Origin of the sequence: Streptomyces xiamenensis (genome assembly GCF_000993785.3) — a bacterium.
Classification (GTDB): Bacteria; Actinomycetota; Actinomycetes; order Streptomycetales; family Streptomycetaceae; genus Streptomyces; species Streptomyces xiamenensis.
In genome coordinates, this window is sequence record NZ_CP009922.3 from 798,277 (window position 1) to 825,121 (window position 26,845).

Below are 26,845 nucleotides of genomic sequence, written 5' to 3' on the forward strand. Positions count from 1 at the left end.
CCCGCAGCGGCTTCGGCGGCGTACGGCTACTCCCTCCCCGCGTCCCCCGCACCGCCCGGCCCGCCCCCGGCGGGCGCGGCCCGCCCGCCGGGCCTGCGCATGCAGATCCGGGGCCAGCGGTCCAGGCCCAGTTCCGCCTCGTGGGCGCGGATCGCGCGCAGCCCCGGGGTCAGCTCCCGTGCCGGCACCTCCCGGAAGCCCAGCCGGGCGTAGTACGGGGCGTTCCACGGCACCTGCGTGAAGGTGGTCAGGGTCTGCGGCACACCGGGCTCGGCCGCCGCGTCGATCAGGGCCCGGCCGATGCCGCGCCGCGCCCGGTCGGGGTGGACCGACACCTGCTCGATGTGCACGGCCCCGTCCACCTCGTCCGCCAGCAGATAGCCGCCCACCTCACCGGCCCCCGTGTCCCACACCCACAGCCGCCCGCGCCGCCGGTAGCCGTCCAGCACCGCGTGCGAGGGCGGTTCGTCGTCCGCGACCGCCGCCATGCCCAGGGCGCGGAAGGGTTCGCCCGCCGCCCGTTCGATCTCCCGCAGCCGCTCCAGCTCCCCCGCGTCGGCAGCCCTGATCCGGCCTACGCCCGTCATGCGGTGTACCCCCTCGGTGTCTGTGTTCCGTACCGCGCTCCCTCGGCCACGAACCGGGCCGCCGCCGCCAGCCGGGCCGCCGCCTCGGAGGCTGCGGGTTCCCCGATGGTGAACGGGATCCGCACGTAGCCCTCGAACGCCCCGTCCACCCCGAACCTCGGCCCGGACGGCACCCGTACGCCGAACCGCTCACCGGCGTCCGCGATCCGCGAACCGGACAGCCCTCCGGTGCGCACCCACAGCGTCAGCCCGCCGCTGGGCACCGCGAACTCCCACTCGGGCAGGTGGGCCCGCAGGGCCGGGACGATCGCCGCGCGGTGCTCGCGGATCCGCTCCCGGCGCTCCTCGACGGCCGCCTCCCAGCCGCCCTCCGTCATCAGCGCGGCGATCGCCAGCTGTTCCACCACCGGGGTGCCCAGGTCGGCGTAGGCGCGCCGCGCCACCAGTTCGCGGATCACGTCCGGGGTGGCCCGCACCCATCCGATCCGCATACCGGCCCAGAACGACTTGCTGGCCGAGCCCACCGTGATGACGGTCGAGCCGCCGGGATCGAAGCCGCTCACCGGTCGCGGCGCCGCCTCACCGGGCGCCCGGTCCAGCGCGAGGTCCGCCATGGTCTCGTCGACCACCAGGACGGTGCCGGCCGCCCGTGCGGCGGCGACCAGTTCGCGGCGCTGCTCGTCACCGGCCAGCGCTCCGGTCGGGTTGTGGAAGTCGGCGACCACGTACGCCATGCGCGGTGCCGCCTCGCGCAGCACCCGGCGCCAGCCGGCCAGGTCCCAGCCGCCGAGCCCGTTGTCGAGCATGGGCACCGGCACCAGCCGCACCCCGGCCTCCCGCATCAGCTGGAGCACGTTGGCGTAGCTGGGGTGTTCCACCGCCACCCGTTCGCCGGCCGGGGTGAACATCCGGCAGATGGCGGCCACCGCGCCCATCGCCCCGGTGGTCACCATGATCTGCTCGGGCATGGTGGGTACGCCGCGCGCCGTGTACCGGTCGGCCAGCGCCCGGCGCAGCGCGGGCAGCCCGGCCGGGAAGTCGCCGTGCGTGCCGGCGGCGGGGCCCAGGGCGCCCAGCGCGCTGTGGAAGCCCTGGGTCAGCCAGGGTTCGGGGGCGGTCAGCGCGGCGCAGCCCAGGTCGATGATCCCGGCGGCCGATTCGGGAGGCAGCGGGTCGAGCGAGCGGGTGGGCAGCGGCTTGCCCGGCGGGACCGCCGTCCAGCTGCCGGCGCCGCGCCGGGACTGCAGGAAGCCCTCGGCGCGCAGCGCGTCGAAGGCGGCGGCCACGGTGGTGCGGCTGACCGACAGGGCGGCGGCGAGTTCCCGTTCGGCGGGCAGCCGGGCGGCCACCGGTACCCGGCCCTCCAGGACCAGCAGGCGGACACCGTCGGCCAGGTTCCGGTAGGCGGGGGCGCGGCGCCCCGGCGCCGCGGCGGGGGCGGAGTGCTGGGAGCCGAGCAGCCGGGCCAGCTGGGCGGCGCCCACGGTTGAGGTCCACTGGGGCATTACTTGCGGGCCACCCTTCCTCGATTGGCCATGGTTCGGCGATCCAACCGGGTCACACAATGCCATGTGTCAGTCCAGTTCGGGAAAGTTTTCGTGCCACCCTCCAGGAGTCCAGATGCACCGGGCCCGCCGTCTCCTTCAACTGCTCGTCGGGCTGGTGCTCTACGGCACCGCGGCCGCCCTGCTGGTCCGTTCCGAGCTGGGCACCAACCCCTGGGACGTACTCCATCAGGGGATATCCCGGCAGACGGGCGCCACCATGGGCACCGTCTCGATCATCGTGGGCGCGCTGGTGCTCCTGCTGTGGATCCCGCTGCGGGAGCGCCCCGGGGTGGGCACGGTGGCCAACGTGGTGCTGGTCGGCCTGTCGCTGGACGCCGTGCTGGCCGTTTTCCCCGAGGTGGCGGCGGACGCGTGGGCGGCCAGGGTGGGCCTGATGCTGGGCGGCATCGTGCTGCTGGGGGCGGCCACCGGCCTGTACATCACGGCGCGGATGGGATCGGGTCCCCGGGACGGCCTGATGACGGGTCTGCACCGGCGCACCGGACGTTCGGTGCGGCTGGTGCGGACCGGCATCGAGGTGCTGGTGCTCGCGGTGGGGTTCGCGCTGGGTGGCACGGTGGGGATCGGTACGGCCGTTTTCGCGCTGACCATCGGCCCGGTGGCGCAGTTCTTCCTGCGGCTTTTCGGCACAATGATCCCGTCGCCATCCGAGCGGATGTCCGACCGGATTTCGACGCAGGGGCGGCGGACGGGTATTCTACGCGTTCGATCCCATCGGACGGACCGTAACCGCGAGCCATCCTGTGCGGACGCCGGGTGACATCTCAGCCCTGATGTGACAAACCGGACGTCGGTGGGTACAAGAAGAGGCGGCACGACGGGCGACGCATGACCCACACGGGAATCTTTACCGCCGACCGGACGTTGACCTGACCGATGACGACAGCGACACCTGTCCTGTGGGCGATGAGCCCGGGAGGCACGATTCATGAGTGAGCGAGCTCTTCGCGGCACGCGGCTCGTGGTGACCAGCTACGAGACCGACCGCGGCATCGACCTGGCACCTCGCCAGGCCGTGGAGTACGCATGCCAGAACGGACATCAATTCGAGATGCCGTTCTCGGTCGAGGCAGAGATCCCGCCGGAGTGGGAGTGCAAGGTCTGTGGCGCGCAGGCCCTGCTCGTGGACGGCGAGAGCCCCGAGGAGAAGAAGGGCAAGCCCGCGCGTACACACTGGGACATGCTGATGGAACGGCGCACGCGTGAGGAGCTGGAGGAGGTGCTGGCCGAGCGGCTGGCCGTCCTGCGCTCCGGCGCCATGAACATCGCCGTGCACCCGCGCGACAGCCGCAAATCCGCCTGACGGAGCGGCGCACGGATCGCGGAAGGGCCCGGGTCACCGAAAGGTGACCCGGGCCCTCGCGCGGTGCTGGGACCGTACGGCTACGGGTGGCCGCCGCCGTCCCGCGGCCCCCGGCCCCCGTGCCCGCCCTCGTCGTCGTCCTCGTCGAGCACCTCGCCCTGGACGACCTTGCCGTCCGGGCGCCGCATCCGCATCTGCTGGTTCGCGCTCCGCACGTCATGGAAGAGCGAGCCGATGGGCCCGGTGCTGCGCCGCAGCCAGTGTCCGCCCAATCGGGTGAGCAGCGCGGCGGTGGGCGGAAAGACCAGCAGCAGACCGAGGACGTCCGACAGCAGACCCGGCACCATGATCATCAGGCCGCCGAGCATGGTCAGCGCGTTGCTGCGGCGCCGCCCGGGAGCGGCCGCCGGCTTCTGCTCGCCCGGCTGCTGAGCCGCCCGTACGCTCGCCGTCAGCTGCTGCCAGGCCCGCCGCCCCGCCACCTTGATCACCAGCGCGCCCACCAGCAGCCCGCCGGCCAGCAGCAGGAAGACGGTGAGCCCGCCCCACGCCTGCCCCACCAGCGTCAGCAGCCAGATCTCCAGGACCGCCCAGATCGCCACCCCCAGGGGCAGCAGCGGCCGGGAACGGCGCCGCGTCGCGACCGAGTGCGCGCCATGGGGACGCCCGCGGGCGCCTTCGTACGGGTTCGGGATGCCGCTTGTCATGATTCCAGTGTGCCGGTCCGGGTCAGTTTCCTGAACCTGGAGGCCACTCCCCACGCCGTCACCCGCCACAACGCCTCCACCACGATGTCCCGGCTCATCTTGCTGTCGCCGTGCGAACGCTCCACGAACGTGATCGGCACCTCGGCCACCCGGTGCCCGGCCCGCACCGCCCGATGGGCCAGGTCCACCTGGAAGCAGTACCCCTGCGAGGCCACGTCGGCCAGCAGCCCGGCGTCCAGCACATGGGCCCTGAAGGCCCGGAACCCCCCGGTGACATCCCGGATCGGCAGCCCCAGCAGCAGCCGCGAGTACGTGCTTCCGCCCCGGGACAGCAGTTCCCGGTACTTGGGCCAGTGCACGATCCGGCCGCCCGGTACCCAGCGCGAACCGATGACCACGTCCGCCCCGCCGCGCACCGCCCGCAGCAGCCGGGGCAGCTCCTCCGGCTGGTGCGAGCCGTCGCCGTCCATCTCCACCAGCACGTCGTACCCGCGCTCCAGGCCCCACGCGAAACCGGCCAGATAGGCGGCGCCCAGGCCCTCCTTGCCCGCGCGGTGCAGCACCCGGATCCGTGCATCACCGGCGGCGGCCTCCTCGGCGATCCGGCCGGTGCCGTCCGGGCTGTTGTCGTCCGCGACCAGGATGTCGCACTCCGGGACGGCCAGACGCAGCCGTTCCAGCAGCGGCGGCAGGTTCTGGGCCTCGTTGTACGTCGGGATGATCACCAGCACCCGGCCGTCCGCCGGGTCCTGCGTCACGGGGTCGCCCCGGCGCCGGCCGCTCCGTCCCCTTGGTCCCCGCGCGCCGCGTTCTCCTCGCGGCGCCCCCATCTCGCCCGTACCGGCACGGCCAGCCACGCCAGTGCCCCCAGGCCCGCCAGCGCCCACTCCGGGGCCGCGCCGACCCGGTCGGCGACCGTACGGGCGTCCCGCAACGGCAGTTCGCCGACCAGCACGTCCTGGGTGAACTCCTCGGTCACCTGCTCCACCGTGCCGTCCGGGGCCACGATCGCGCTCAGCCCGCTGGGCGCGGCGGTGACGATCGCCCGGCCGTGCTCGACGGCGCGCAGCGAGGACATGGCGAGCTGCTGCTCGGGCTGCCCGGTCTTGCCGTAGGTGGCGTTGTTGGTCTGGATGACCAGGGCGCGGGCCCCGGCGTTGACGGTGTCCCGCACGATGCCGTCATAGGCCACCTCGAAGCAGATGACATCGCCGAGCCGGGCGGGGCCGACGTCCAGCACCCCGGTGTGGTCACCGGGCCAGAAGTCGCGCGGCACCCGGTCGAGCCGGGAGATGAAGGTGCTCAGCTGCTCCCGGAACGGCACGTACTCGCCGAACGGCACCGGGTGCTGCTTGGTGTACGAGGCGCCGGGGCCGGTGACCGGGTCCCACACGATGCCCTGGTTCTCGACGTACCCCTCCCTGGTGGGGTGGTCGACCAGCGCGCCCACCAGGACCGGTACCCCGACCGCGGCGACCGCGCGCTCGATGGCCCGGCGTGCCTCGGGGTACTTGTACGGGTCGAGGTCGGAGGCGTTCTCCGGCCAGATCACCAGATCGGGCTGTTCGACCCGGCCGGCCGCGACATCGGCGGCGAGCTGCTCGGTGGCCTCGACGTGGTTGTTGAGGATCAGCATGGGGCGGCCGAGGAAGTCCATGCCCGGTTGCTGCACATTGCCCTGCACGACGGCGATCCGCACGGTGTCGGCGGCGTCCGTGCCGACCGGGACGGCGTAGCCGGACAGGCCCACGGCGGCGGCGAGGGAGGCCGCGCCGGCGGCGGGCAGCGCGCGCCGCGCCAGGGGGGCGGCCCCGCGCGCGCCGGCGGGGCGGGCCCGGTGCTCGGCGGCAAGCCGCCATCCCGCCCAGGCTGCCCAGGCCAGCAGGGCGCCGCTGAGCGCCACGGCGAAGGTCACCAGCGGCGCGCCGCCGAGCGCGGCCAGCGGGGTGTACGGGGTCTGGGTGTTGGCGAACGCGAGCCGCCCCCAGGGGAAGCCGCCCAGCGGCTGCCGGTCGCGGACCAGTTCCTCGGCCACCCACAGACAGGCGGCCCACAGCGGCCAGGCCGGGAGCCGGGAGGTGAGGGCGAGGGCGGAGCCCATCACCATCATGAACAGCGCCTGGAGCAGGGAGAGTCCGACGACGACGTCCCAGCCGATGGTGTTCAGCCACTTCAGCAGCACCAGGAAGAACGGGAAGCCGAACGCGAGGCCGAACCAGGCGCCCTGCTTGCCGGTGCGGCCCCGGGTGACCAGCGACAGCACGGCCACCGCCAGCACCGACAGCGGCCACACGTCGTAGGGCGGGAAGGCCAGCGCCAGGGCCACCCCGGCGCCCGCGGCGGCCAGCGAGGCCGGCCAGTGCCGCCGGGCGGCCGCGCCGATCCGGCGCAGCCGGCCCGGACGCCGCCCGGCCGGCGCGTCCCGTGCGGCGCGCGCGGCGCCGGCCGCGCCGTCGCCGCCCGGGTCGGCGGGGAGCGAGGCGGCGGGGATGACCGGCCGCGTGCCGGCGTCGCCGTCCTGGGGGCCGGTCACGGCGGTGGTCTCAGGGCCCGATGGCACAGTCGTGGCCTTCCTCGGTCGAGCGGTGCTGAGGTGACGGTACCTCGGATACACCGCCCGGCAGGGTTCCTCCCCCGCCTCATCGAGCAGGGGTGCCCCGTGCGGAGACCATCGCGCTGCGGGATCGGGGCCCGGGTGCCCTTCGGGCCGACCTGGGACCCGCTGGCTGCGGGTCGACCGAAAGCCGTTGTCTACTGAGCATCCGGGCCCCACCCGGGTCGCACCAGCCGGCCGGACGAAACCTCCGCCCCCGTGCCGCGGGCGCTGGACCTGGCTCCCAGTGACGGGGCGCCGGATCAGCGGCGCCCCACCCTCTGGCCCAGCAGCGTTCGACGACTGCGCGGAAAGAGCGCCGGCCGGACGTCCTGTGGTGGACCCGGCCGAACCTACCGCTCGCCGACCGCCGCCTGTCAACACTCTTCTGACCTGGGGATTCTCATCAAAACTCCAGGTCAGTGCCAGCCCGCGCCGCCGGACCGACAGACCCAGCACACATCGTTCGGCGGTATCACCGGGTCCGCGGATCACTCATTCAGCCGGTCGTGGACGGTCCGTCCGGCCACCACCGTGCGCAGACAGTCGGGGGTCGGACCGCCCGGGGTGAGATCGGGCAGCCCCGGCGTGGCGGCCCGCGGGTCGGTGGACCAGCGCGCGATGCGGTCGTCGGGGGTCTGGACGATCAGCTCCCCGGTGCTCCACAGCGCGTAGTCGGCGGGCGCGCCGGGCACCAGGGCGCCCGCGTCGTCACGGCCGATGGCGCGCCAGCCACCGCGGGTGTGCGCGGTGAAGGCGGCGCGCACCGAGATCCGGTGTTCGGGGGTGCGGTGGAAGGCGGCGGCGCGCAGCGTCCCCCACGGGTCGAGCGGGGTGACGGGGGCGTCGGAGCCCAGGGCCAGCGGCACCCCGGCTCGCAGCAGGGCGGCGTACGGGTTGAGCGTACGGGCCCGGTCGGCGCCCAGACGCTGCGCGTACATGCCGCTCTCGCCGCCCCACGCGGCGTCGAAGGCGGGCTGTACGGAAGCGGTCAGGGCGAGTTCGGCGAAGGCGTCGATGTGCCCGGCGGTGAGCAGCATGGCGTGTTCGACGCGGTGCCGCATGGCACGCACCCGGGTGAGCCCGACCTGCTCGGCGGCTGCGCGCACGCCCTGGGTGACGGAGCCGATGGCGGCGTCGCCGATGGCGTGGAAGCCGGCCTGGAGCCCCGCCTCGGTGCAGGCGGCGACGTGGGCGGCGATGGTGTCCGCGTCCAGGTGGGCGGTGCCGGTGTGGTCCGCGTCGTGGTACGGGGCGTGCAGGTGGGCGGTGTGGGAGCCCAGGGAGCCGTCCGCGAAGAAGTCGCCGCCCGCGCCGATCGCGCCGAGGTCGCGCACCCGGGCGGCGTCCTTGGCGCCGGTGACCAGTTCGCCCCAGTAGCCGACGACGCGCGGGCCGGGCTCGGCGGCGGCGAGCGCGAGCAGCCCCCTGAGGTCGTCCTCGCTGGAGATGTCGGGCCCGGCGCACTCGTGCAGGGTGCCGATGCCCAGGGCGGCGGCGCGGCGCAGTGTGGCGCGCTGGGCGTCGGCGCGCTGGGCGTCGGTGAGGGCGGCGTCGGCGGCGTGCCGTACTGCGTGGTGGGCGTCCCCGGTGAGTGCGCCGTCCGCCCGGTAGCCGGGCAGGGCGGTGACGCCGGGCACCAGGTCGAGCAGGGCGGTGGTGGCCAGCGCGGAGTGGGCGTCGACGCGGGTCAGGTAGAGCGGGCGGTGGCCGGCCGCCTCGTCGAGTTCGGCGCGGGTGGGCGGGCGTCCGCCGGGCCAGCCCGAGGCGTCCCAGCCGTGGCCCAGCAGCGCCGCGCCGGCCGGGCGGCCCGCGACGTACTCCCGGATCCGGGTGAGCACCTCGCCGGGGGTGGCGGAGCCGGTGAGGTCGAGCCCGGTGAGCGCGAGCCCGGTGGCGGTGGCGTGCACGTGCGCGTCGGTGAACGCGGGGGTGACGAGGGCCCCGTCGAGGTCGATCACCTCGTCGGCGGTGGCGGCGAGCGAGTCGGCGGCGCCCTCGGAGCCGACCCAGGCGATGCGGTCGCCCTCGACGGCCATCGCGGTGGCGAAGGGATCGGCGGGGCTGTGCACCTCGCCGCGGCGCAGCAGTACGGTGCGGGGCCGCCCGGGGGTGGTGCTGGTGGAGCTGTCGGTCATGGGCCCAGTCTCCCCGGTGCGGGCGCGGGGCTCAGATCCGGGGCGGGCGGGCCTCGTACGGGGTGGACAGGACGACGGTGGTGCGGGTGGAGACGCCGGCCAGCGAACGGACCCGGGCCAGCAGGTGCTCCAGCTCGATGGGCGTGCCGACCCGGACCTTCAGGATGTAGTTCTCGTCGCCGGCGACGCTGTGGCAGGCCTCGATCTCGGGCACCTCGGCGAGCCGCTCCGCGATGTCGTCGGGGGCGCTGGGGTCGAACGGTTTGACGGAGATGAAGGCGGTCAGCGGCAGACTGATGGCCTGCGGGTCGACGATGGCGCTGTAGCCGCGGATGACGCCGCGCTGTTCCAGGCGGCGTACCCGCTGGTGCACGGCCGAGGTGGAAAGCCCGGTGGCCTTTCCGAGGTCGGTATAGCTCATCCGCCCGTCCTTGACGAGCAACTCCACGATCCGGCGATCCAGTTCCTCCACGGTGCGTAACCTACCGGACGCGGGCGGGGCCCGGGGGCGTACCGGCGGCGGGGGTAGGGTGCGGGGGTGTCTTCCGCTATCGAACTGGTGATTTTCGACTGCGACGGGGTGCTGGTGGACAGCGAGCCCCTGGCGCTGCGCGTGTGTGTGGAGCTGGGCGCCGAGTTGGGCTGGCCGCTGACCGAGCGGGAGATCGTCGACCGGTTCCTGGGGCGCTCCGAGCGCTCGGTGAGCGCGCAGGTCGCCGAGCGGCTGGGCGAGGAGGCGGCGGCACGGTGGAACGCGCTGTACCGCTCCCGGCTGGCGGCGGCGATCGACGCGGAGCTGCTGCCGGTACCCGGGGTCCTCGAGGCGCTGGAGGCGATCGTGCTGCCGCGCTGCATCGCCTCCAGCGGCTCGCACGAGAAGATGCGGCGCACGCTGGGCCGCACCGGCCTGTGGGAGCGGTTCGAGGGGCGGATCTTCAGCGCCTCGGAGGTGGCGCGGGGCAAGCCGGAGCCGGATCTGTTCCTGCACGCCGCCCAGCGGCTGGGGGTGGAGCCGGAGCGCTGCGCGGTGGTGGAGGACAGCCAGTACGGGGTGCGGGCGGCGCGGGCGGCCGGGATGCGGTCCTTCGGGTACGCGGGCGGGCTGACCCCGGCGCCGTGGCTGGAGGGCGCGGACACGGTGGTGTTCGAGGACATGCGCAAGCTGCCGGACCTGCTGCGGAGCGCCGGGCAGGGATGATGCCGGCATCCACCGATCGGGGGATGCGAGGTCTGGCCCGGTGGGCGATGTGGCGGGGGGTGCCCGCCGCGGAACCCTGGTGGGCATGGCAATCATCGAAGTCAGCGGGCTGCGCAAGCGTTACGGGGGCAGGCCCGTGGTCGACGGGGTGTCCTTCTCCGTCGACGAGGGGGAGATCTTCGGCATCCTCGGGCCGAACGGGGCGGGCAAGACCACGACGGTGGAGTGCGTCGAGGGTCTGCGGGTGCCGGACGAGGGGCATGTGCGGGTGGCGGGGCTCGACCCGCTGAAGGACCGCGCGGGGGTGACCGAACTGCTGGGGGCGCAGCTGCAGCAGAGCGCGCTCCAGCCCAAGCTCACGGTCCGGGAGGCACTGGAGCTGTACGCCTCGTTCTACCGGCGGCCGGCCAACTGGCGGCCGCTGGCGGAGCGGCTGGGCCTGGGTGACCGGCTGGAGACGCGGTTCGCGAAGCTGTCGGGCGGTCAGCAGCAGCGGCTGTTCATCGCGCTGGCCCTGATCGGCGGTCCGCGGGTGGTCGTGCTGGACGAGCTGACGACGGGGCTCGATCCGCACGGCCGGCGGGAGACGTGGGAGCTGATCGAGGAGGTACGGAACTCGGGCGTCACGGTACTGCTGGTCACCCACTTCATGGAGGAGGCCCAGCGGCTGTGCGACCGGGTCGCGGTCATCGACGGCGGGCGGATCGCGGCGCTCGACACACCGCAAGGGCTGATCGAGCGGGCGACCGGTTCCACGGTCATCTCCTTCGTCCCGTCCCGGCCGCTGAGCGACGACGAACTGGCCGCGCTGCCGCTGGTGCGCTGGGAGCGGCGCAAGGACGACCGGCTGGTGATCGAGGGCGACGACGCGTCGGCCAACGCGGTCATCGCCCTGCTGGCCCGGCAGCGGATCACGGTCCGGCAGTTGCGGGTCACCGACGCCACCCTTGACGACGCCTATCTCGGCCTGACCGCGAAGGAGAGCTGACATGTCGACCACACATGCTTCCCGGGCGGTGCTGAAGAGCGAGTTCCGGCTGTTCGGCAGGGAGCCGGGGGCGATCTTCTGGATTCTGGTCTTCCCCACCGCGCTGATCACGATCCTGGGGCTGATCCCGGCCTTCCGCGAGGTGGGCGAGGATCTGGACGGCCGGCGGGTCATCGACCTCTATGTGCCGGTGGCCGTCCTGCTGTCGATGATCGTGGCCGGTATCCAGTCGATGCCGGCGGTGCTGGTGGGATACCGCGAGCGCGGCATCCTGCGCCGGCTGTCCGCCACCCCGGCCCGGCCGCAGAGTCTGCTGACGGCACAGCTGGTGCTGCACGGGGCGGCGATCGCCCTGTCCGTGCTGCTGGCCCTGACGGTGGGCAGAGTGGTGTTCGACGTGGCGCTGCCGGGGCAGCTCGCCGGGTACGTCCTGGCGGTGGTCCTCACGGCGGGGGCCGCTCTGGCGCTGGGGGCCACCATCGCGGCCGTCTCCCGCACCAGCAAGATCGCGCAGACGGTGGGCACCATCGTCTTCTTCCCGGCGATGTTCACCGCCGGTGTGTGGCTGCCGGTGCAGACGATGCCGGACACCCTGCGCGAGATCGTCCAGCTGACCCCGTTCGGGGCCGCCTCCCAGGCCCTGGACCAGGCCGCGACCGGCAGCTGGCCCGGCTGGGCACCGCTGGGGCTGACCGCGCTGTGGGCGCTGGTGCTGACAGCCGTGGCCGTCCGCCGGTTCCGCTGGGAGTAGCACCGTGCGTGCGGGCGAAGGGGAGACGGACGGCATGCTGGGGGGCATGACGGACAGCCGGATCACGGTCGAGGAGGGCTGGGAGCGGTTCTACCGCTGGGGCCCCTACGGCGCGCTGGGGCTCAGCGTGCTGCTGTCCCTGCTCACTTTCGGGATCATCACCACGCCCAGGGGTCTGTACGTCGGCGGTGTGCTGGTGACCGCCGCCGTCGCCCTCCAGGTGTGGCGGGGGCGGGCGCTGCGCCTCGGCGACCCGCCGGGCTCGGCCGGCGGCCAGGTGTACTACTGGATGAGGGCCGCGCTCGCCTTCGCCCTCAACTGGATCAACCCGTTCTTCGGTGTCTACGCGGTGCTCGGCTACTTCGACCCGGGCCGGCTGCTGCCCGGCCGGGCCGTCCGGGCCGGGCTGCTGGCCACCGCGGTCATCATGGCCGGCTCCAACATGGGGGGCTTCCCGCCGCAGGGGGCCGTGTCCTGGGGCGCGTTCGGGGCGCTGTTCGTGCTGCACGGCTCCCTCACCCTGGTGTTCGGCCATCTCGGCGGCCGCGAGGAGGAGCGCGCCCGTGCCAGGGCCGCCACCATCGAGGAACTGGAGCGCGCCAACACCCATCTGGAGCAGGCGCTGCGGGACAACGCCGCCCTGCAGAACATGCTGGTCGTGCAGGCCCGGGAGGCCGGGGTCACCCAGGAACGGCAGCGGCTGGCGGCCGAGATCCACGACACCATCGCCCAAGGGCTCACCGGGATCATCACCCAGCTCCAGGCCGCCACCGCCGCCACCGACGAGGCCACCTCCCGGGCCCATGTGACCCGCGCCGCGACGCTGGCCAGGACGAGCCTGGGCGAGGCCCGCCGCTCGGTGCAGAACCTGGGCCCGGGGGCGCTGGAGCACCACAGTCTGGCCGAGGCCCTCAAAAAGGCCGTGGACGCGTGGACGGAGGAGTTCGGGGTGCAGGCGATGTTCACCATCACCGGCACCGTGGAGCCGTTGCACGAGGAGGTGGAGGCCACCTTGCTGCGCATCGCCCAGGAGGCGCTGGCCAACGCCGGGCGGCACGCGGAGGCAGGCCGGGTCGGGGTCACGCTGTCCTACATGGACGACGAGGTGACCCTGGACGTGCGCGACGACGGCCGGGGATTCGACCTCCGGGTGCCGCACCCGAGGGAGAGCCCCGGCGGCTTCGGGCTCGGCGGGATGCGGGCCCGGGCGGCACGGCTGGCCGGCACGGTGGACGTCGAATCAGAGCCCGGCCAGGGCACGGCGGTCTCCGCTCGCGTACCGTTGGTGCGCCATGGCTGAACAGCGCCCCATCACCCTGCTGATCGTTGACGACCACCCCGTCGTCCGGGACGGCCTGCGCGGCATGTTCGCCACCGCGCCCGAGTTCGAAGTCCTCGGCGAGGCGGCGGACGGGCCCACGGGCGTGGAGCTGGCGCGGCGCCTGACGCCGGACGTGGTGCTGATGGATCTGCGGATGCCGGGCGGCGGCGGAGTTGCGGCCATCCGCGAGCTCGGCCGTCGCGGCCTGAGCAGCAAGGTGCTGGTCCTCACCACCTACGACACCGACTCCGACACCCTCCCGGCCATCGAGGCGGGCGCCACCGGCTATCTGCTCAAGGACACCCCGCGCGAGGACCTGTTCGCGGCGGTCCGGGCGGCGGCGGAGGGCCGTACGGTGCTCTCCCCGGCCGTGGCGACACGGCTGGTCTCCCGGGTACGCGAGCCCGTCGGCGAAGCGCTGAGCGTCCGCGAACGCCAGGTGCTCGGGCTCGTCGCCAAGGGCGGCTCCAACCGGGAGATCGCCGCCGAGCTGTTCATCAGTGAGGCCACCGTGAAGACCCATCTCGCCCATCTCTACACCAAACTGGGCGTCAAGGACCGCGCGGCAGCCGTCGCCACGGCGTACGAACGCGGCATCCTCGGCTGAAGCCCGTCGCACCGTCCACGGGACAGGCCCGCCGTACAAGCGGTGCCAGGAGCTGAGCGGCGTGCTCAGGTGCCTGGGACAGCTCCTGCGAGGTGGCTGTTCTCCTGGTGGGTGGCGGTGAGCTTGACGCTGTTGAGGCGCCAGCCGCGCGGTGTCCGGACGGCTTCGTTGTCGTAGAAGCCGACGACCAGCCATCGGTCCGGCCCGCCGCCTGCCCGCTCCTTCGGCACCCAGTGTTCGGCGCGGACGTGCGTGTGGAGGGCCGCGCGATCGCCGTCGATGCCGACGACGTGGCCTGTGATGGTGTGATGGGTGGCGGAGAAGGGGGCGAAGGCTTGGCCCAGCACGTGGACGTACTCCTCGAGCGGCACGGTCGTCGGCGGCAGGCCGATGACCGAGGAGAAGTCGAGGGTCACCGAGTCCGCGTAGACGAGGGAGGGGAGGCGGGTGAAGTCCTTGAGGTCGGCGATGTCGGCGTAGCGGCCCATCAGTTCGATCAGTTCGATGCGGTCGGCGAGCATGGTCATGAAGGACTTCCTACGGACTCGGGTGCGGGCGTGGGTGCAGATTTCTGCTTCCGGGACCGGTGGCTCACCGCGAGGATGCCGTCCAGCAGCCGGGCCGGCAGGAAACGGGCGAGAGGGATGATGAAGGCGGCGTCCGTACCGAGGGTGTACCTGGTGCGTGGGCGGGGTGTGGTCGCCACCCTGGCGATCCTGGCCCCCGCGTTGGCCGCCGGAAGGGCGCGTTCCAGGAAGGCTGTGTTCGACGACACCGTCGCGTTGATGAGGTCGCCGTAGAGGCGCTGGTGCTCGGTGTTCATCCCGGCGGCGAGTTCGAGGGAGATGTCACCGCTGCGGGCGGCCATCTCGGTCCGGACACCGCCGGGCTGGACGACGACCACCTGCACGCCGTGCGCCGCGACTTCGCGGCGCAGGGAGTCGCTGGCCGCCTCCAGGGCGAACTTGGTTCCCGCATAGGCCCCGAAGACGGGCAGCGCGGCCACCCCGCCCACGGAACTGATGTTGACGATCCTGCCCCGGCTCCGCCGCAGGAAGGGCAGGAGTCCTTGGATGACGGCGATGTGCCCGAAGAGGTTCACCTCGAACTGCTCGCGCCACAGGGAAAGGGGCAGCACCTCGACGGGGGCGTTGATCTCGATCCCCGCGTTGTTGACCAGGACACGCAGGACGCGCCGATCGGGGTCGTCGGCGATCCGTCGGGCCAGGGCCTCGATGTGTTCCGGGACGGTGATGTCCAGGGTGACCGGTTCGACGCCGTCGGCCCGGACGGCGTCGGCCTCGCTGTCGGTGCGTACCCCGGCGAGGACGTGGTAGCCCATGGCGGCGAGGGTCTGCGCCGTCGCGGCTCCGATGCCCGACGACGCCCCGGAGACGACGGCGAGTTCGTTCTTCTGAGGCTTCTTCCGCGGGTCTTTCCGTGGACGGGTCACAGCGGTGGTTCCTTTCACGAGGCAGGGGGCGTGGGTGTGTCGAGGGGGAAGCGCGTGCCGGTCAGTTCCTCCGACACCTCCCACAGCCGCCGTGCCGCCGAGCCGTCACGTGCTCGGGCGGCCCGTCCGACCAGCGTCGGCGCACCGCGCATGCCCCACAGCCGGTCGGGGCCGGCATAGCTGTCGCCGGGAAGGTCCGCGGTGGCGGCGTACAGGGTGGGCAGGGCTCCGTCCTCGGCGCTGTGGGCGCCGAGCCCGACAAGGAACTTCTCGACGCGGAAACCGAGGGAGGGCTTCTCCTCCGCTCGCATCAGGTTCGTCGAGGAGATGCCGGGATGCGCGGCCGTGGAGATGACGCGTGATCCCGCGCGGGTGAGTCTGCGCTGGAGTTCGGCGGCGAACAGGAGGTTGGCCAGCTTGGACTGCGCGTAGGCGGCGTTCGGCCGGTACGGCCTGCGTTCCCACTGGAGGTCGGAGAAGTCCAGGGAGCCGATCCGGTGCCCGAGTGAGGCCACCGTCACCACCCGTCCCCTGATGCGTGGCAGGAGCAGGTTCGTCAGGGCGAAGTGGCCCAGGTGGTTGGTCCCGAACTGCAACTCGAATCCGTCCGCGGTCCGGGAGAGCGGCCCCAGGGAGAGACCAGCGTTGTTGATCAGCAGATCGACGGGGCCCGGGAGGTGGTGGGCGAACGCCCGTACGGAGGAGAGGTCGGCGAGATCGAGGGTGTGCACCTGGACCGTGCCCGTCATGGTGGCCGCCACCGCTTCCCCCTTGTCCGGATCGCGTACGGCCAGGACCACCCGCGCACCGTGCTCGGCGAGTAGGCGGGCGGTGACAAGCCCGATACCGCTGTTCGCGCCGGTGACGACAGCGGTGCGGCCGGTCAGGTCGGGAAGGTCGGCCGGGGAGAATCTGGACATGGCACGAGAGTAGCCACTGGCAACATTGTTGTCAATGGAAACATTGTGCTGAGTAGGCTGGCTCCATGCCAGACACCAGCCAGCAGCGCCCCTATCACCACGGGAATCTCCGCACGGTGCTGCTCGACGCGGCGGAGCGCAGTCTGAGGGCGCACGGGGTCGAGCAGCTCTCCCTGCGGGACCTGGCACGGGATATCGGAGTGAGTCACGCGGCGCCCCGCCGGCACTTCGCGGACCGCCGCGCGCTGCTGGACGCCCTCGCCGAGTCGGGATTCGTCCGCCTGGGCGCCCAGCTGCGGGCCGCGGTGGACGAGATCGACGACGAGGACGATCTGCCCGCTCGCCTGCACGCCTTCGCGTGGGCCTACGCCCGGTTCGCGACCGAGAACGCCGCGCTGACGGGGCTGATGAACTCCAGCAAGCACCGCCCGGGGGCGACCGCGGTCGCCGAGGCCGCGGCGGCCGCGTTCGGGCAGATCAGCGACCTGATCGAAGAGGGCCAGGAGCGCGGCGCGTTGGAGGAGGGCGACCCGGAGGACATCGGGCTCATCATCTACGCCACCGTCCTGGGGATCACGTCCATGGTCAACAGCGGCATGATCGAGCCGGGACGGCTCGAGGGACTCGTGGACACCGCGGTGACACAGTTCCTCAGAGGCGCCCGCCCCACAGGACCGCGCTGACCGGCCGCGAGATCGGGGCGCGCCTTTGGCCAGGACCCGGCGCCAGACCCTCGACGGCGGCTACCGGCTCCTGGCGGCGCAGACCTGGCCCACGCGGCCCGCCATGCGGCACACCCCCGCGCCGCCGCCCCCGGAGGGGAGGGGCCACTCCGTCCTCACCCCGACCGCAGCCCGGCGGTGATCAGGTCCTCGCCGCGCGCCAGCAGGCGGGAGAGTGCCAGGCCGTCCGGGGCCAGGGCCGTGATCAGGGCGCCGGGGCCCGCCAGCGGGGTCAGGACGGCGGTGGGGCCGAGCAGCTCCGGTTCCACCGGCCGTTTCCCAAAGTCGGGGTCGATCACCAGCAGTTGGCCCACGGCCCGGTGCGATCCGAGCACCGCACCGCTGCGCCATCCCGGAACCCCGGGGCCGAAGCTCAATTCCTGGTCCAGCAGGGGCCGCCCGCCCCCGCGCACGATCAGGCGGGTGCTGAGCCGCCCCGCCGGTTCACCCGCGCGCCCCAGGATCTGCTGTTCCCGCAGCCACAGCCGGGCGCCCGGCGCCAGGGCCACCCGGGTGGTCATCCTCAGCACACTGTCCGCCGCACAGATCAGCGGCTCCGGCCACCAGTGCAGAACGCCGCTCTCCCCCACCGTCAGCTCGGTGTCGTAGGATGCCTCAGCGCCGTCCCGGCCCGGCCCGGGCAGGGCCACCATGGACGCCGCCGAGGTCACCCGCAGCGCCGCGCCGGGCTCCACCGTCACGGACATCCGCAGCCGGTCGCCGCCCAGCGGCCCGCTCATCCCGCCGACCGTCGTGACCTGCGCCCACGTCCCCCCGGCTCGCTCCCGGGGCCGGGTGCGCCGTACCGCCAGCGGCCCCTCACCGCTCAGCACCGGCAGCCGGCCACCGGGTGCCGCCGTGATCCTGGCCCGCGCCCGGACGGTCATACGGCCGCCGGGTCCGGTGCGGCCCACGCGGCCAGCCGCTCCCGTACCCACTCCCGCACCGGCGCCACCCCGTCCGGCGCCCGCAGCGAGGTGAAGGCGACCGGCAGGTCCCCGCGCTGCGCCTTCGCGTCGCGCGCCATCGCCTCCAGGTCGGAGCCGACGTACGGGGCCAGGTCGGTCTTGTTGACGACCAGCAGGTCGGCGCCGGTCACCCCGGGACCGCCCTTGCGCGGGATGTCGTCCCCCGCCGCGACGTCGATGACGAAGATCTGCGCGTCCACCAGGCCCCGGGAGAAGGTGGCGGTGAGGTTGTCGCCGCCTGACTCCACCAGGATCAGATCCAGCGGGCCGTTGGCGTCCTCCAGTTCCTCCACGGCCTCCAGGTTCGCGGAGATGTCGTCGCGGATCGCGGTGTGCGGGCAGGCGCCGGTCTCCACCGCCGTGATCCGCTCGGGCGGCAGGACGGCCTCGCGCAGCAGATGGTCGGCGTCCTCGCGGGTGTAGATGTCGTTGGTCACCACGGCGATGGACAGGTCGGCGCGCAGCGCCCGGCACAGGGCGGCGACGGTGGCGGTCTTGCCGGAGCCGACCGGTCCGCCCAGCCCGATGCGCAGGGCGCGCCGCCGGCCGTCCGGGCGCGTGAGGTGTGCCCCGCCCGAAGTGCTTGGGGAAGGCCCGGCCCCGTGCGTGTGCCGCTCCGGGAAGGTTTCGGGATGGTTCAGGTGCATGGGCGGTCTCCTCGGAAGGCGGTGGGGCGGCGGTCAGGAGGCGAACAGCCGGCCGGTCCGCACGGCGTGCTGCTGCGCGGCGATGTCGAGCAGCGGGGCGGAGGCGGCGGGCAGGGCGTCGGTGCCGTGCGCGGGCAGGGCCAGCGCCGCCTGTACGGCGCGGGCGGCCACGGCGTCGATCCCGGGGCCGAGGCGGGCGAGCAGCGCGGTGGCGTCGAAGGGGTCCAGCCCCAGCAGCCGTACCACCGCGGTGGCCGGGCCGCTGACGGATTCGTACGCGGCTGCCTGGGCGGCGTCGTACGGGGTGAGCCCCGCGGCACGAGCGGCCAGACCCAGCACGACGGGCTGGTGGAGGCCGCCGGGGTGGCGGCGGGCGACGGCGTCGAGGGCGGGGTCGGGCCAGGTGGCACGGGCGGCGCGCAGCAGTTGCCGCCCCAGCCGGCGTGCGGCGACGCGCAGGGCGGGCGCGGGGGTCCGGGCGTCGGCCGCGGCGTCGAGTTCTCCCGGGTCGTGGCCGGCGGCCCCGGCGGCGGCGAGGGCGGCGGCGACCAGGCCGGTGGTGTGCAGCCGGCCGTGACAGAAGCCGGCGAGGTCCCCGGGGCCGGTGAGGTGTCCGGAGCGTACGGCGGCCTCCGCCCCGCCGGAGTGGGCGTGGGATCCGGCGGGGAAGCGGCCGTCGGCGAGCAGCAGCAGTGCGGCGGCCGGCATCAGAAGAGGAAGTAACGCTGGGCCAGGGGGAGTTCCGTGGCGGGTTCGGGTACGACCCGGTCGCCGTCGATGGTGACGGTGAAGGTGTCGGGGTCGACGGTGACATGGGGCCGCGCGTCGTTGTTGCGCATGTCGGCCTTTCCGGTCCGCCGGGTGTCGCGGATCGCGGTGAACCGTTTCCCCACTCCAAGGCGCTCGGGCAGCCCGTCGTGCACGGCGGCCTCGGTGACGAAGTTGACGGAGTTGGCCGCCGGGGCACGGCCGACACCGCCGAACATCGGCCGGGGCAGCACCGGCTGCGGTGTGGGGATGGAGGCGTTGGCGTCGCCCATCTGGGCGTACGCGATCTGGCCACCCTTGAGCACCACGTCCGGCTTCACACCGAAGAACGCCGGCTGCCACAGCACCAGATCGGCGAGCTTGCCGGGGGTCACCGAGCCGATCTCGTGGTCCAGGCCCTGCGCGATCGCCGGGTTGATCGTGTACTTGGCCACGTAGCGGCGGGCCCGGTGGTTGTCGGCGGGGCCGTCCCCGGGCAGCGCGCCGCGCCGCCGCTTCATCACGTGCGCGGTCTGCCAGGTGCGCAGGATGACCTCGCCCGCGCGGCCCATGGCCTGGGAGTCGGAGGACAGGATCGAGATGGCCCCGAGGTCGTGCAGGATGTCCTCGGCCGCGATGGTGGTGGGCCGGATGCGGGATTCGGCGAAGGCCAGGTCCTCGGGGACAGCCGGGTTGAGGTGGTGGCAGACCATCAGCATGTCGAGGTGTTCCTCGACCGTGTTGACGGTGTGCGGCCGGGTGGGGTTGGTGGAGGACGGCAGCACGTGCGGTTCGGAGACCACGGTGATGATGTCGGGCGCGTGCCCGCCGCCGGCGCCCTCGGTGTGGTACGCGTGGATGGACCGCCCGCCGATCGCGGCGAGGGTGTCGGCGACGAACCCGGCCTCGTTCAGGGTGTCGGTGTGCAGGGCGAGCTGGGCGCCGGACTCGTCGCACACCCGCAGACAGGCGTCGATGACGGCCGGGGTGGCGCCCCAGTCCTCGTGGATCTTGAAGCCGACGGCGCCCGCCCGCAGCTGGGCGCGCAGGGCGTCCTGGGCGGTGGTGTTGCCCTTGCCGAGCAGCCCGAGGTTGACGGGGTAGCCGTCCATGGCTTCGAAGATCCGGGCCAGGTGCCAGGCGCCGGGGGTGACGGTGGTGGCCTTGGAGCCCTCGGCGGGGCCGGTGCCGCCGCCGACGAGGGTGGTGACACCGGAGGCGAGGGACTCCTGGGCGATCTGTGGGCAGATGAGATGGACGTGGGCGTCGACGCCGCCGGCGGTGAGGATCTTGCCGTTGCCCGCGATGATCTCGGTCTCCGGACCGATGATCAGCTCGGGATGCACCCCGTCCATGGTGTCGGGGTTGCCCGCCTTGCCGAGCGCGGTGATCCGGCCGTCCCTGATGCCCACGTCGGCCTTGCCGGTCCGGTCGTGGTCCAGGACGATCACGCCGGTGATCACCGTGTCGGGAGCGCCCTCGGCGCGGCTGACCCGGGACTGGCCCATCGATTCGCGGATGACCTTGCCGCCGCCGAAGACGGCTTCCTCACCGGCCCGGCCGGGGCCGCCGCACAGATCCTCCTCGATCTCGATGAACAGATCCGTGTCGGCCAGCCGCACCCGGTCCCCGGTGGTGGGGCCGAAGAGATCCGCGTACGCCGCCCTGCCGAGTTCAGCCATCGCCCGTCCTTCCGTTCGTTTCCGCAGCCGATTGCGCACCAGCGCCCGCTGCCGCCCCGCACCGGAGCGCGCGGGGTACCGGCGGTCCGGCCGCGGCCCCGCGTACGCCGTTCACAGCGGTCCGTTCGTCTCGCCGCGCAGCCCCGGGACGATCCGGCGGCCGGCGATCGGTACCAGCTCGACCTCCACCGGGATGCCGGGCTCGAAGCGGACGGCGGTGCCCGCCGCGATGCCCAGGCGCTTGCCGTGCGCGGCGGCGCGGTCGAAGTCCAGGCCGGGGTTGGCCTCGGCGAAGTGGTAGTGCGAGCCGACCTGCACGGGCCGGTCCGCGGTGTTCCGTACGGTCAGCCGGGTGACCGGCGCGCCCTCGTTGAGCGGGACGGGGGTGTCGGCGTAGCGGATCTCGCCAGGGATCACAGGGGGGTACTCCCGCCGGGTCGGAGGTCAGACGATGGGCTCGTGGACGGTGACGAGCTTGGTGCCGTCCGGGAAGGTGGCCTCGACCTGGACGTCGTGGATCATCTCCGGGACGCCCTCCATCACCTCGGCGCGGGTGAGGACCTCGCGCCCGGAGGCCATGAGTTCGGCCACGGTGCGGCCGTCGCGGGCGCCCTCCAGGAGGTGCGAGGTGATCAGGGCGACCGCCTCCGGGTGGTTGAGCCGCAGCCCCCGGTCGCGCCGCCGGGCGGCCACGTCGGCCGCCACATGGATCAGCAGCCGCTCCTGCTCGTGCGGGGTCAGTCGCATCCGTCGTTCCACCTCGCCGTCGTCACCGGGCGGTACGCGCCGGTCACCCGGAGGCTAGTTCGGCCGCGTTTCATGGGCGTTACTTCCATACAGAAGTATCTTCACGGTCTCCCCCACCGGACGTGACCGACATCAAAGAATTAGCTGTTGTCGAATGGACAAGGCAGGGTAGAAGCCCCGGCGCACGGGACGTGAGCTGGACAGTCATGGACGCAAGGAGCCACATGAAGATCGGGATCGTCGGAGCCACCGGCCAGGTCGGCGGTGTGATGCGCGGGATTCTGGCAGAACGGAAGTTCCCGGCCGATCAGCTGCGGCTGTTCGCCTCCGCCCGTTCCGCGGGCCGTACGCTGCCGTGGCAGGGCGGCGAGGTCACCGTCGAGGACGCCGCCACCGCCGACTACTCCGGCCTGGACATCGTGCTGTTCTCGGCGGGCAAGGCCACCTCCAGGGCGCTGGCCGAGAAGGTCGCCGCCGCGGGTGCCGTGGTGATCGACAACTCCTCCGGCTGGCGCATGGACCCCGAGGTCCCGCTGGTGGTCTCGGAGGTCAACCCCCACGCGATCGCCGACCGCCCCAAGGGCATCATCGCCAACCCGAACTGCACCACCATGGCCGCGATGCCGGTGCTGCGTCCGCTGCACGCCGCCGCCGGGCTCACCTCCCTGGTCGTCGCCACCTATCAGGCGGTCTCCGGCAGTGGCCTGGCCGGCGTCGCCGAGCTGGACGAGCAGACGCGGGCGGCCGTCGCCCAGGACGCCACCCGGCTGACCTTCGACGGCACCGCGGTGGACTTCCCCGCCCCGAACAACTACGTGCGGCCCATCGCCTTCAATGTGCTGCCGATGGCCGGCTCCATCGTGGACGACGGCCTGGACGAGACCGACGAGGAGCAGAAGCTCCGCAACGAGAGCCGAAAGATCCTGGAGATCCCGGCCCTGAAGGTGTCCGGTACCTGTGTGCGGGTGCCGGTCTTCTCCGGCCACTCCCTCCAGATCAACGCCCGCTTCGACCAGCCGCTGAGCCCCGACCGGGCCCGCGAGCTGCTGGCGGACGCCGAGGGTGTGGTTCTGTCGGACGTGCCCACCCCGCAGCAGGCGGCCGGCCGCGACGCCAGCTACGTGGGCCGCATCCGCCGTGACGAGACAGTGGACCACGGTCTGGCCCTGTTCGTCGCCAACGACAACCTCCGCAAGGGCGCGGCGCTCAACGCCGTCCAGATCGCGGAGCTGGTGGCGGCCGAGCGCGGCTGAGCGCCGACCGCCCGGGGGTGCCGGCCCCGACGGCCGGCACCCCCGGGCGGCTCAGGACGTTCCCCGGCCGCCGCGACCGGATGAGGCGGGTCCGCGGCCCGGGCCTGCGGCTCGTCCGCGCCCTCCCGCAGGGCCCCGTAGCTGTTCCCGAGTCAGCAGTCGCAGCCGCAGTTGCAGTCGCAGCTGTCGCAGCACCCGCCGTCGTCGCCGTCCCCACCGCAGGAACAGCACGAGCAGCAGTCGCACCCGCTGCAGCAGTCGCAGTAGTGACAGCAGCCGTGCCGCTGCTTGCCGGTCCACGGATCCGTGTAGTCCTCGCGGCAGCAGATCTGGCAGGTGCAGAACATGCCCGACCAGACCAGGCAGCCGGCCGCCCAGCCCCGCCGACGGCGCCCGAGGTCCGGCGGATCCGTGAGATCGGGCGTCGCCTGCGCGGTGGCACCGTGCCGGCATGCCGCCCCGCCGGGACCGGCGAAGGTACGGTCCACCGCCCGCCGCAGCTCGTGCACGAGCAGCACATGCACCAGCCGCTCGTCGCGGAACTCCGCCTCCCGCAGGGCCAGTCGCACCCCCAGCACCGCGTCGTCGCACAGCCGCCGTGCCTCCGCCCGCGAGGTGGCGGTCGCGGTCAGCGGGTTCCAGGCACCGTCCCGCGCGTCCTGATCCTGGTCCTCCACCGCGTCCAGCAGATGCGCCAGCCGCCCGAAGTACCGTCCGGCGTCCGCCAGCGCCCGGGCGTTGCCCGGACGCCCCGCCAGGGTGGCCGTGTGCGCGAACGCCGCGGCCGTCGCCGTCTCGGTCGGCTCGGTCACGGTCAGCAGCGCCCCGCCCGGCACCGCCGCCGCCTCCAGCTCCTGCTGCCGGCCGATGGCGTCCGTGAGCAGCGTCGCGTCGAACCCCACCGCCGCCCCGCCCCTGGCCCCGGCCCGTTCCCAGCCACGCGCCACCCGCCCGGCCGCCACCGCCAGCGAACGGCGGCGCAGCGCCCCGTCCCCGTCCAGCGCGTGATCGCGCAGCTTGGCCGAGGCCAGCACCAGGGAGACGGCGGCCGCCAGCGCCGCGCCCTCTCCCCTGGCGACCGAGGCCGTGCGCATGCCGCGCAGCGGGCACGGACCGGCCGTACGCCGCACCGGCCCGGACTCCGGCGCGGCCTGGGCCTCGTACAGCACGGATATCAGCAGGCCGTCGTAGTTCGTCGCCAGCCGGGCCGCCTGACCGTGCGTGCCGCGCAGGGCCAGGCACAGGCCGCACAAATGCGCCATCCACTGCTCGCCGAGTCCGGCCGGCAGCCGGTGCCGACAGGGCCTGATGATGCCGAACACGCCACGTCCCCCCATGGGTCCACACACAACCGAAGCCCCCGGCCCATTCCCGGGCCGGGGGCTTCGCAGTGTGTCACCGGGTCCCGCCGCGCGCGGCGGCAGGCCGTGGACTGTGGGGATCCTGTTACGGGATGGTGGCGCCCACCGCGTTCAGCGCCGCGACCACCGGCTGGAAGAAGGTGGTACCGCCGCTGGAGCAGTTGCCGCTGCCGCCCGAGGTCAGGCCGTGTGCGGTGTTGCCCGAGAAGAGGGCGCCGCCGCTGTCACCGGGCTCGGCGCACACGGTGGTCTGGATGGTGCCGCGCACCGTTCCCTGCGGGTAGGTGACCGACACGTTCAGCGCGGTGACCGTGCCGCTGTGCCGACCGGTGGTGGAGCCGGAGCGCTCGACCGTCTGGCCGACGACCGGGTTGGCCGCACCGGTGATGGAGCGGGTGGAACCGTTGTACAGGTTCACCGAGCTGGGGCTGGCGATGCTGGAGCTGTACCTGCCGGCCGCGTAGTCGGAGCCCGGGAACACGCTGGTGCTCAGGGTGCCGAAGGCGGCGCCGCCGGAGGTGGCCGACCAGCTGCTGCCGGTCGAGCCGCAGTGACCGGCCGTCAGGAAGCCGCGCTGGCCACCGATGGTGACGTTGAAGCCGAGCGAGCAGCGGGCGCCGGAGGTGTAGATGGCGTCACCACCCGCGATGTAGGGCGAGAACTCGCCCTCGACCTGCTCCAGGACGGCCTGGCCGCCCAGGGCCTCCACGCCGCTGCGGAGCTCGGCGAGCGCGTCGCCGGTCACGGTGGAGTCCACCGTCACCTTGACGGCGTTGGAGACGGGGTCGATGCCCCAGGCCGTGCCGGGCACGGCGAGTTCCTCGACCTCGTCGGCCGCGGCCTCCAGCTGGGCCAGGGTGTGGTCCACCAGGCGCGCTTCGGCACCGGTGGCCTGGACCTCGGAGACGGCGGCGGTGTCCGTGACGTTCACCACGAGGGTTTCGGTCTGGGCGTCGTAGAAGGTGCCGGCCGTGTTGGCGGACAGCGTGTCCTCCAGGGTGGTCGCCAGTTCGACGGCCGCCTGCGAGGACAGGACATCCGGGGTGAAGGTGGGGGTCTGGGCGTTCGCCTGAGACATGGTGAACGTCCCGGCCAGCAGTGCGGCAACGCCGGTGGCGGCCATCGTGATACGCCGCGCGGACATGCGTCGGTTTGTCACGCTCGTTTCCTCCTGTGGGGGTTGGAGCCCATTGGCTCCGGAGAGAGCAGGAACCTGGCTCTTCAGCCACGTTCATGCCAAGCGGTGATGGCGAGTATTCCCATCCTGCCCCGGCCCACACAAGAACGACTTCACGCCCGACACGGCCGTTCGCCCCTCGCACGCACGTCCAGACGATGTGTCCCGAACTCGCCCGATATTCCTCGACACTTCGCCACGCTACGCGCGTTGAGCACCCGTCAGCTCGCCCTGGGTAAGGACTAGACCTGTCTGAAAATCACCGCTCGGGGTTCGCTCATCGTTCGCAGGAGTCCGGTTTTCGTGACATCCGCCGTGCGCACGCTCCCCATACGGCCGCCCCCGTCCGGGTGACCCGGACGGGGGCGGCGAGTGGTGGCGAGGGCTCCCCGGAGGGACCCGGCCCGTTACGGGATGCTGGCCCCGTAGGCGCTCAGCGCCGCCGTGACCGGCTGGAAGTACGTGGTGCCGCCGACGCTGCAGTTGCCGCTGCCGCCGGAGGTCAGACCGATGGCGGTGTTGCCGGAGAACAGCGGGCCGCCGCTGTCGCCGGGCTCGGCGCAGACATTGGTACGGATCATCCCGTAGACGATGTCACCGCCGCCGTAGTTCACGGTGTAGTTCAGGCCGGTCACCGAGCCCGAGCGCAGCCCGGTGGTGGAACCGGAGCGCTGCACGGCCAGGCCGTTGGTGGCGTTGGCCGCGCCGGTGATGGTCCGGTAGGTGCCGTTGTAGAGGTAGACGTTGCTGGGACGGGCCAGCGAGGAGTTCGTGTACGAGATCAGCCCGTAGTCGTTGACGGGGAAGCTGGAGCCGATCGTGGAACCGATGACGGTGGTGCGGGCGGAGTTGGCCCACCAGGTGCCCGCTCCGTCCGTACAGTGGCCGGCGGTCAGCAGGACCGTCGTACCGCCGCGGGTGGCGTTGAAGCCCGCGGAGCAGCGCCAGCCACTCGCGTAGATGGCGTCCCCGCCGGACAGGTAGTTCTCCAGCGTGCCCGGAGTGCGCTCGATGCTGATGGCCCCGGCCAGGGAGCCCGCGCTGTCCTTGATCTCCGCGATCTCCTCCCGGGTGACGGTGGAGTCCACGGTGACGACGACCTGGCCGGTCTCCTCGTCCACCGTCCACGCGGTTCCCGCGATGTCGGCGGCGAGCACGGCGCTGTCCGCCGTGGCCAGCTGCGCGGTGCTGAAGGTCTGCACCGGCTCGGCGGCGGCGGTGCTGGGCAGCACGAAGGCTGTCAGCGCCGCCACGCCGGAGGCGGCGGCGATCAGCCGCAGCCGCTTGACGAGGCGTCTGTGGGGGTTGGGGCGCTCGGAACTCACGATTTCCTCCGTGGGGAATCTGGGGCCCGCTGGATGTGTGGGCCCGTGAGGCGTGGCCGGGGCCGTGCCGCCGTGTTCATCG

At 73.2% G+C, this 26,845-nt stretch carries 28 protein-coding genes; 9 read left to right on the top strand and 19 right to left on the bottom strand.

All coding sequences use genetic code 11. The annotated features are described in order from the left end of the window. Nucleotides 1-26 precede the first annotated feature (26 nt). Together SXIM_RS03535 and yczR are read right to left on the bottom strand one after the other, a co-directional pair. A complete protein-coding gene (locus SXIM_RS03535) occupies nucleotides 27-587 on the bottom strand; it encodes a GNAT family N-acetyltransferase (protein ID WP_046722917.1) in 561 nt (186 codons plus the stop codon). Continuing rightward, the gene (gene yczR / locus SXIM_RS03540) at nucleotides 584-2,092 is read right to left on the bottom strand and encodes a MocR-like transcription factor YczR (RefSeq protein WP_046722918.1); all 1,509 of its coding nucleotides are present in this window, start codon (nucleotides 2,090-2,092) and stop codon (nucleotides 584-586) included. Before yczR ends, SXIM_RS03535 begins: the two co-directional genes overlap by 4 nt. Nucleotides 2,093-2,207: 115 nt before the next feature. On the opposite strand from yczR, the gene yczE reads away from it, so the two are divergent. Beyond that, the gene (gene yczE, locus SXIM_RS03545) at nucleotides 2,208-2,915 is read left to right on the top strand and encodes a membrane protein YczE (protein ID WP_043176946.1); all 708 of its coding nucleotides are present in this window, start codon (nucleotides 2,208-2,210) and stop codon (nucleotides 2,913-2,915) included. 168 nt (nucleotides 2,916-3,083) lie between these two features. Then, nucleotides 3,084-3,458 carry an RNA polymerase-binding protein RbpA gene (locus SXIM_RS03550; RefSeq protein ID WP_026047558.1) on the top strand — a complete coding sequence of 125 codons (375 nt, stop codon included), beginning with the start codon at nucleotides 3,084-3,086 and terminating at the stop codon, nucleotides 3,456-3,458. An 80-nt stretch (nucleotides 3,459-3,538) separates the two neighbouring features. Here the strand turns inward: SXIM_RS03550 and fxsA are convergent, their stop codons facing one another. The 5 genes from fxsA to SXIM_RS03575 all read right to left on the bottom strand — a co-directional run bounded on the left by fxsA (nucleotide 3,539) and on the right by SXIM_RS03575 (nucleotide 9,368). Next, nucleotides 3,539-4,165, bottom strand: coding sequence for an FxsA family membrane protein (gene fxsA / locus SXIM_RS03555; protein WP_046722919.1), 627 nt, complete (start codon nucleotides 4,163-4,165; stop codon nucleotides 3,539-3,541). Then, nucleotides 4,162-4,995, bottom strand: coding sequence for a polyprenol monophosphomannose synthase (locus SXIM_RS03560; protein ID WP_375878490.1), 834 nt, complete (start codon nucleotides 4,993-4,995; stop codon nucleotides 4,162-4,164). Before SXIM_RS03560 ends, fxsA begins: the two co-directional genes overlap by 4 nt. Further along, on the bottom strand, nucleotides 4,920-6,725 hold the full coding sequence (gene lnt / locus SXIM_RS03565; RefSeq protein WP_030728076.1) for an apolipoprotein N-acyltransferase: 1,806 nt from the start codon (nucleotides 6,723-6,725) through the stop codon (nucleotides 4,920-4,922). Before lnt ends, SXIM_RS03560 begins: the two co-directional genes overlap by 76 nt. A 524-nt stretch (nucleotides 6,726-7,249) precedes the next feature. Further along, nucleotides 7,250-8,896, bottom strand: a complete 1,647-nt coding sequence (locus SXIM_RS03570) for an amidohydrolase (protein ID WP_030728079.1) — start codon at nucleotides 8,894-8,896, stop codon at nucleotides 7,250-7,252. A 31-nt stretch (nucleotides 8,897-8,927) separates the two neighbouring features. Then, entirely contained in the window at nucleotides 8,928-9,368 is a 441-nt protein-coding gene (locus tag SXIM_RS03575; protein WP_030728082.1) for an Lrp/AsnC family transcriptional regulator, read from the bottom strand. A 66-nt stretch (nucleotides 9,369-9,434) separates the two neighbouring features. Between SXIM_RS03575 and SXIM_RS03580 the strand changes: the two genes are divergently transcribed. From SXIM_RS03580 to SXIM_RS03600, 5 genes are all read left to right on the top strand, one after another. Next, a complete protein-coding gene (locus SXIM_RS03580) occupies nucleotides 9,435-10,094 on the top strand; it encodes an HAD family hydrolase (RefSeq protein ID WP_030728083.1) in 660 nt (219 codons plus the stop codon). A gap of 85 nt (nucleotides 10,095-10,179) precedes the next feature. Next, on the top strand, nucleotides 10,180-11,082 hold the full coding sequence (locus SXIM_RS03585; RefSeq protein WP_030728085.1) for an ABC transporter ATP-binding protein: 903 nt from the start codon (nucleotides 10,180-10,182) through the stop codon (nucleotides 11,080-11,082). A gap of 1 nt (nucleotide 11,083) precedes the next feature. Further along, complete coding sequence (locus SXIM_RS03590) at nucleotides 11,084-11,833, top strand: ABC transporter permease (protein WP_030728088.1); 750 nt, start codon at nucleotides 11,084-11,086, stop codon at nucleotides 11,831-11,833. A 46-nt stretch (nucleotides 11,834-11,879) separates the two neighbouring features. Then, on the top strand, nucleotides 11,880-13,133 hold the full coding sequence (locus SXIM_RS03595; protein ID WP_107073973.1) for a sensor histidine kinase: 1,254 nt from the start codon (nucleotides 11,880-11,882) through the stop codon (nucleotides 13,131-13,133). Next, on the top strand, nucleotides 13,126-13,761 hold the full coding sequence (locus SXIM_RS03600; RefSeq protein ID WP_030728094.1) for a response regulator: 636 nt from the start codon (nucleotides 13,126-13,128) through the stop codon (nucleotides 13,759-13,761). Before SXIM_RS03595 ends, SXIM_RS03600 begins: the two co-directional genes overlap by 8 nt. 65 nt (nucleotides 13,762-13,826) lie before the next feature. On the opposite strand, the gene SXIM_RS03605 is transcribed toward SXIM_RS03600, so the two are convergent. From SXIM_RS03605 to SXIM_RS03615, 3 genes are read right to left on the bottom strand one after another with little or no spacing between them, the layout of a single operon-like run. After that, on the bottom strand, nucleotides 13,827-14,288 hold the full coding sequence (locus SXIM_RS03605; RefSeq protein WP_046722924.1) for a nuclear transport factor 2 family protein: 462 nt from the start codon (nucleotides 14,286-14,288) through the stop codon (nucleotides 13,827-13,829). Continuing rightward, nucleotides 14,285-15,214 (bottom strand): SDR family NAD(P)-dependent oxidoreductase, encoded by a 930-nt coding sequence (locus SXIM_RS03610; protein ID WP_046722925.1) that lies wholly within the window; start codon nucleotides 15,212-15,214, stop codon nucleotides 14,285-14,287. The genes SXIM_RS03605 and SXIM_RS03610 overlap by 4 nt, the downstream gene beginning before the upstream one ends. Before the next feature lie 14 nt (nucleotides 15,215-15,228). Then, nucleotides 15,229-16,134 (bottom strand): oxidoreductase, encoded by a 906-nt coding sequence (locus SXIM_RS03615; RefSeq protein ID WP_046722926.1) that lies wholly within the window; start codon nucleotides 16,132-16,134, stop codon nucleotides 15,229-15,231. Between the two features lie 65 nt (nucleotides 16,135-16,199). Between SXIM_RS03615 and SXIM_RS03620 the strand changes: the two genes are divergently transcribed. Continuing rightward, entirely contained in the window at nucleotides 16,200-16,817 is a 618-nt protein-coding gene (locus SXIM_RS03620) for a TetR/AcrR family transcriptional regulator (RefSeq protein ID WP_030728107.1), read from the top strand. Nucleotides 16,818-16,972: 155 nt separating this feature from the next. Here SXIM_RS03620 and SXIM_RS03625 read toward each other — a convergent pair whose 3' ends face one another. The 6 genes from SXIM_RS03625 to SXIM_RS03650 all read right to left on the bottom strand — a co-directional run bounded on the left by SXIM_RS03625 (nucleotide 16,973) and on the right by SXIM_RS03650 (nucleotide 21,647). Continuing rightward, a complete protein-coding gene (locus tag SXIM_RS03625; RefSeq protein ID WP_030728109.1) occupies nucleotides 16,973-17,743 on the bottom strand; it encodes an urease accessory protein UreD in 771 nt (256 codons plus the stop codon). Next, entirely contained in the window at nucleotides 17,740-18,471 is a 732-nt protein-coding gene (ureG, locus tag SXIM_RS03630; protein ID WP_046722927.1) for an urease accessory protein UreG, read from the bottom strand. The genes SXIM_RS03625 and ureG overlap by 4 nt, the downstream gene beginning before the upstream one ends. A 33-nt stretch (nucleotides 18,472-18,504) precedes the next feature. Next, on the bottom strand, nucleotides 18,505-19,179 hold the full coding sequence (locus SXIM_RS03635; protein ID WP_030728115.1) for an urease accessory protein UreF: 675 nt from the start codon (nucleotides 19,177-19,179) through the stop codon (nucleotides 18,505-18,507). Then, nucleotides 19,179-20,900 (bottom strand): urease subunit alpha, encoded by a 1,722-nt coding sequence (locus SXIM_RS03640; RefSeq protein WP_046722928.1) that lies wholly within the window; start codon nucleotides 20,898-20,900, stop codon nucleotides 19,179-19,181. Before SXIM_RS03640 ends, SXIM_RS03635 begins: the two co-directional genes overlap by 1 nt. A 111-nt stretch (nucleotides 20,901-21,011) precedes the next feature. After that, the gene (locus SXIM_RS03645; RefSeq protein ID WP_030728120.1) at nucleotides 21,012-21,317 is read right to left on the bottom strand and encodes an urease subunit beta; all 306 of its coding nucleotides are present in this window, start codon (nucleotides 21,315-21,317) and stop codon (nucleotides 21,012-21,014) included. Nucleotides 21,318-21,344: 27 nt separating this feature from the next. Next, nucleotides 21,345-21,647: an urease subunit gamma gene (locus SXIM_RS03650; protein ID WP_030728123.1), complete on the bottom strand. Its 303-nt coding sequence runs from the start codon at nucleotides 21,645-21,647 to the stop codon at nucleotides 21,345-21,347. A 224-nt stretch (nucleotides 21,648-21,871) separates the two neighbouring features. Here SXIM_RS03650 and SXIM_RS03655 point away from each other — a divergent pair, with 224 nt between their 5' ends. Then, nucleotides 21,872-22,900 (top strand): aspartate-semialdehyde dehydrogenase, encoded by a 1,029-nt coding sequence (locus tag SXIM_RS03655; protein WP_030728126.1) that lies wholly within the window; start codon nucleotides 21,872-21,874, stop codon nucleotides 22,898-22,900. Nucleotides 22,901-23,052: 152 nt separating this feature from the next. On the opposite strand, the gene SXIM_RS03660 is transcribed toward SXIM_RS03655, so the two are convergent. From SXIM_RS03660 to SXIM_RS03670, 3 genes are all read right to left on the bottom strand, one after another. Then, nucleotides 23,053-24,222 (bottom strand): DUF5685 family protein, encoded by a 1,170-nt coding sequence (locus SXIM_RS03660; RefSeq protein ID WP_030728129.1) that lies wholly within the window; start codon nucleotides 24,220-24,222, stop codon nucleotides 23,053-23,055. 124 nt (nucleotides 24,223-24,346) lie between these two features. After that, nucleotides 24,347-25,420 (bottom strand): S1 family peptidase, encoded by a 1,074-nt coding sequence (locus tag SXIM_RS03665; protein ID WP_030728132.1) that lies wholly within the window; start codon nucleotides 25,418-25,420, stop codon nucleotides 24,347-24,349. A 425-nt stretch (nucleotides 25,421-25,845) separates the two neighbouring features. Next, entirely contained in the window at nucleotides 25,846-26,763 is a 918-nt protein-coding gene (locus SXIM_RS03670) for a S1 family peptidase (protein ID WP_030728136.1), read from the bottom strand. Nucleotides 26,764-26,845: the final 82 nt, after the last annotated feature.

Coding starts and splice junctions, on each gene's coding strand:
- SXIM_RS03560 (WP_375878490.1), bottom strand. CDS start 4,995: ATGGGGGCGCCGCGAGGAGAACGCGGCGCGCGGGGACCAAGGGGACGG.
- SXIM_RS03535 (WP_046722917.1), bottom strand. CDS start 587: ATGACGGGCGTAGGCCGGATCAGGGCTGCCGACGCGGGGGAGCTGGAG.
- SXIM_RS03655 (WP_030728126.1), top strand. CDS start 21,872: ATGAAGATCGGGATCGTCGGAGCCACCGGCCAGGTCGGCGGTGTGATG.
- yczE (WP_043176946.1), top strand. CDS start 2,208: ATGCACCGGGCCCGCCGTCTCCTTCAACTGCTCGTCGGGCTGGTGCTC.
- SXIM_RS03595 (WP_107073973.1), top strand. CDS start 11,880: ATGACGGACAGCCGGATCACGGTCGAGGAGGGCTGGGAGCGGTTCTAC.
- SXIM_RS03550 (WP_026047558.1), top strand. CDS start 3,084: ATGAGTGAGCGAGCTCTTCGCGGCACGCGGCTCGTGGTGACCAGCTAC.
- fxsA (WP_046722919.1), bottom strand. CDS start 4,165: ATGACAAGCGGCATCCCGAACCCGTACGAAGGCGCCCGCGGGCGTCCC.
- SXIM_RS03600 (WP_030728094.1), top strand. CDS start 13,126: ATGGCTGAACAGCGCCCCATCACCCTGCTGATCGTTGACGACCACCCC.
- SXIM_RS03590 (WP_030728088.1), top strand. CDS start 11,084: ATGTCGACCACACATGCTTCCCGGGCGGTGCTGAAGAGCGAGTTCCGG.
- SXIM_RS03615 (WP_046722926.1), bottom strand. CDS start 16,134: ATGTCCAGATTCTCCCCGGCCGACCTTCCCGACCTGACCGGCCGCACC.
- yczR (WP_046722918.1), bottom strand. CDS start 2,092: ATGCCCCAGTGGACCTCAACCGTGGGCGCCGCCCAGCTGGCCCGGCTG.
- SXIM_RS03570 (WP_030728079.1), bottom strand. CDS start 8,896: ATGACCGACAGCTCCACCAGCACCACCCCCGGGCGGCCCCGCACCGTA.
- ureG (WP_046722927.1), bottom strand. CDS start 18,471: ATGCACCTGAACCATCCCGAAACCTTCCCGGAGCGGCACACGCACGGG.
- SXIM_RS03605 (WP_046722924.1), bottom strand. CDS start 14,288: ATGACCATGCTCGCCGACCGCATCGAACTGATCGAACTGATGGGCCGC.
- SXIM_RS03620 (WP_030728107.1), top strand. CDS start 16,200: ATGCCAGACACCAGCCAGCAGCGCCCCTATCACCACGGGAATCTCCGC.
- SXIM_RS03585 (WP_030728085.1), top strand. CDS start 10,180: ATGGCAATCATCGAAGTCAGCGGGCTGCGCAAGCGTTACGGGGGCAGG.
- SXIM_RS03635 (WP_030728115.1), bottom strand. CDS start 19,179: ATGCCGGCCGCCGCACTGCTGCTGCTCGCCGACGGCCGCTTCCCCGCC.
- SXIM_RS03640 (WP_046722928.1), bottom strand. CDS start 20,900: ATGGCTGAACTCGGCAGGGCGGCGTACGCGGATCTCTTCGGCCCCACC.
- SXIM_RS03625 (WP_030728109.1), bottom strand. CDS start 17,743: ATGACCGTCCGGGCGCGGGCCAGGATCACGGCGGCACCCGGTGGCCGG.
- SXIM_RS03650 (WP_030728123.1), bottom strand. CDS start 21,647: ATGCGACTGACCCCGCACGAGCAGGAGCGGCTGCTGATCCATGTGGCG.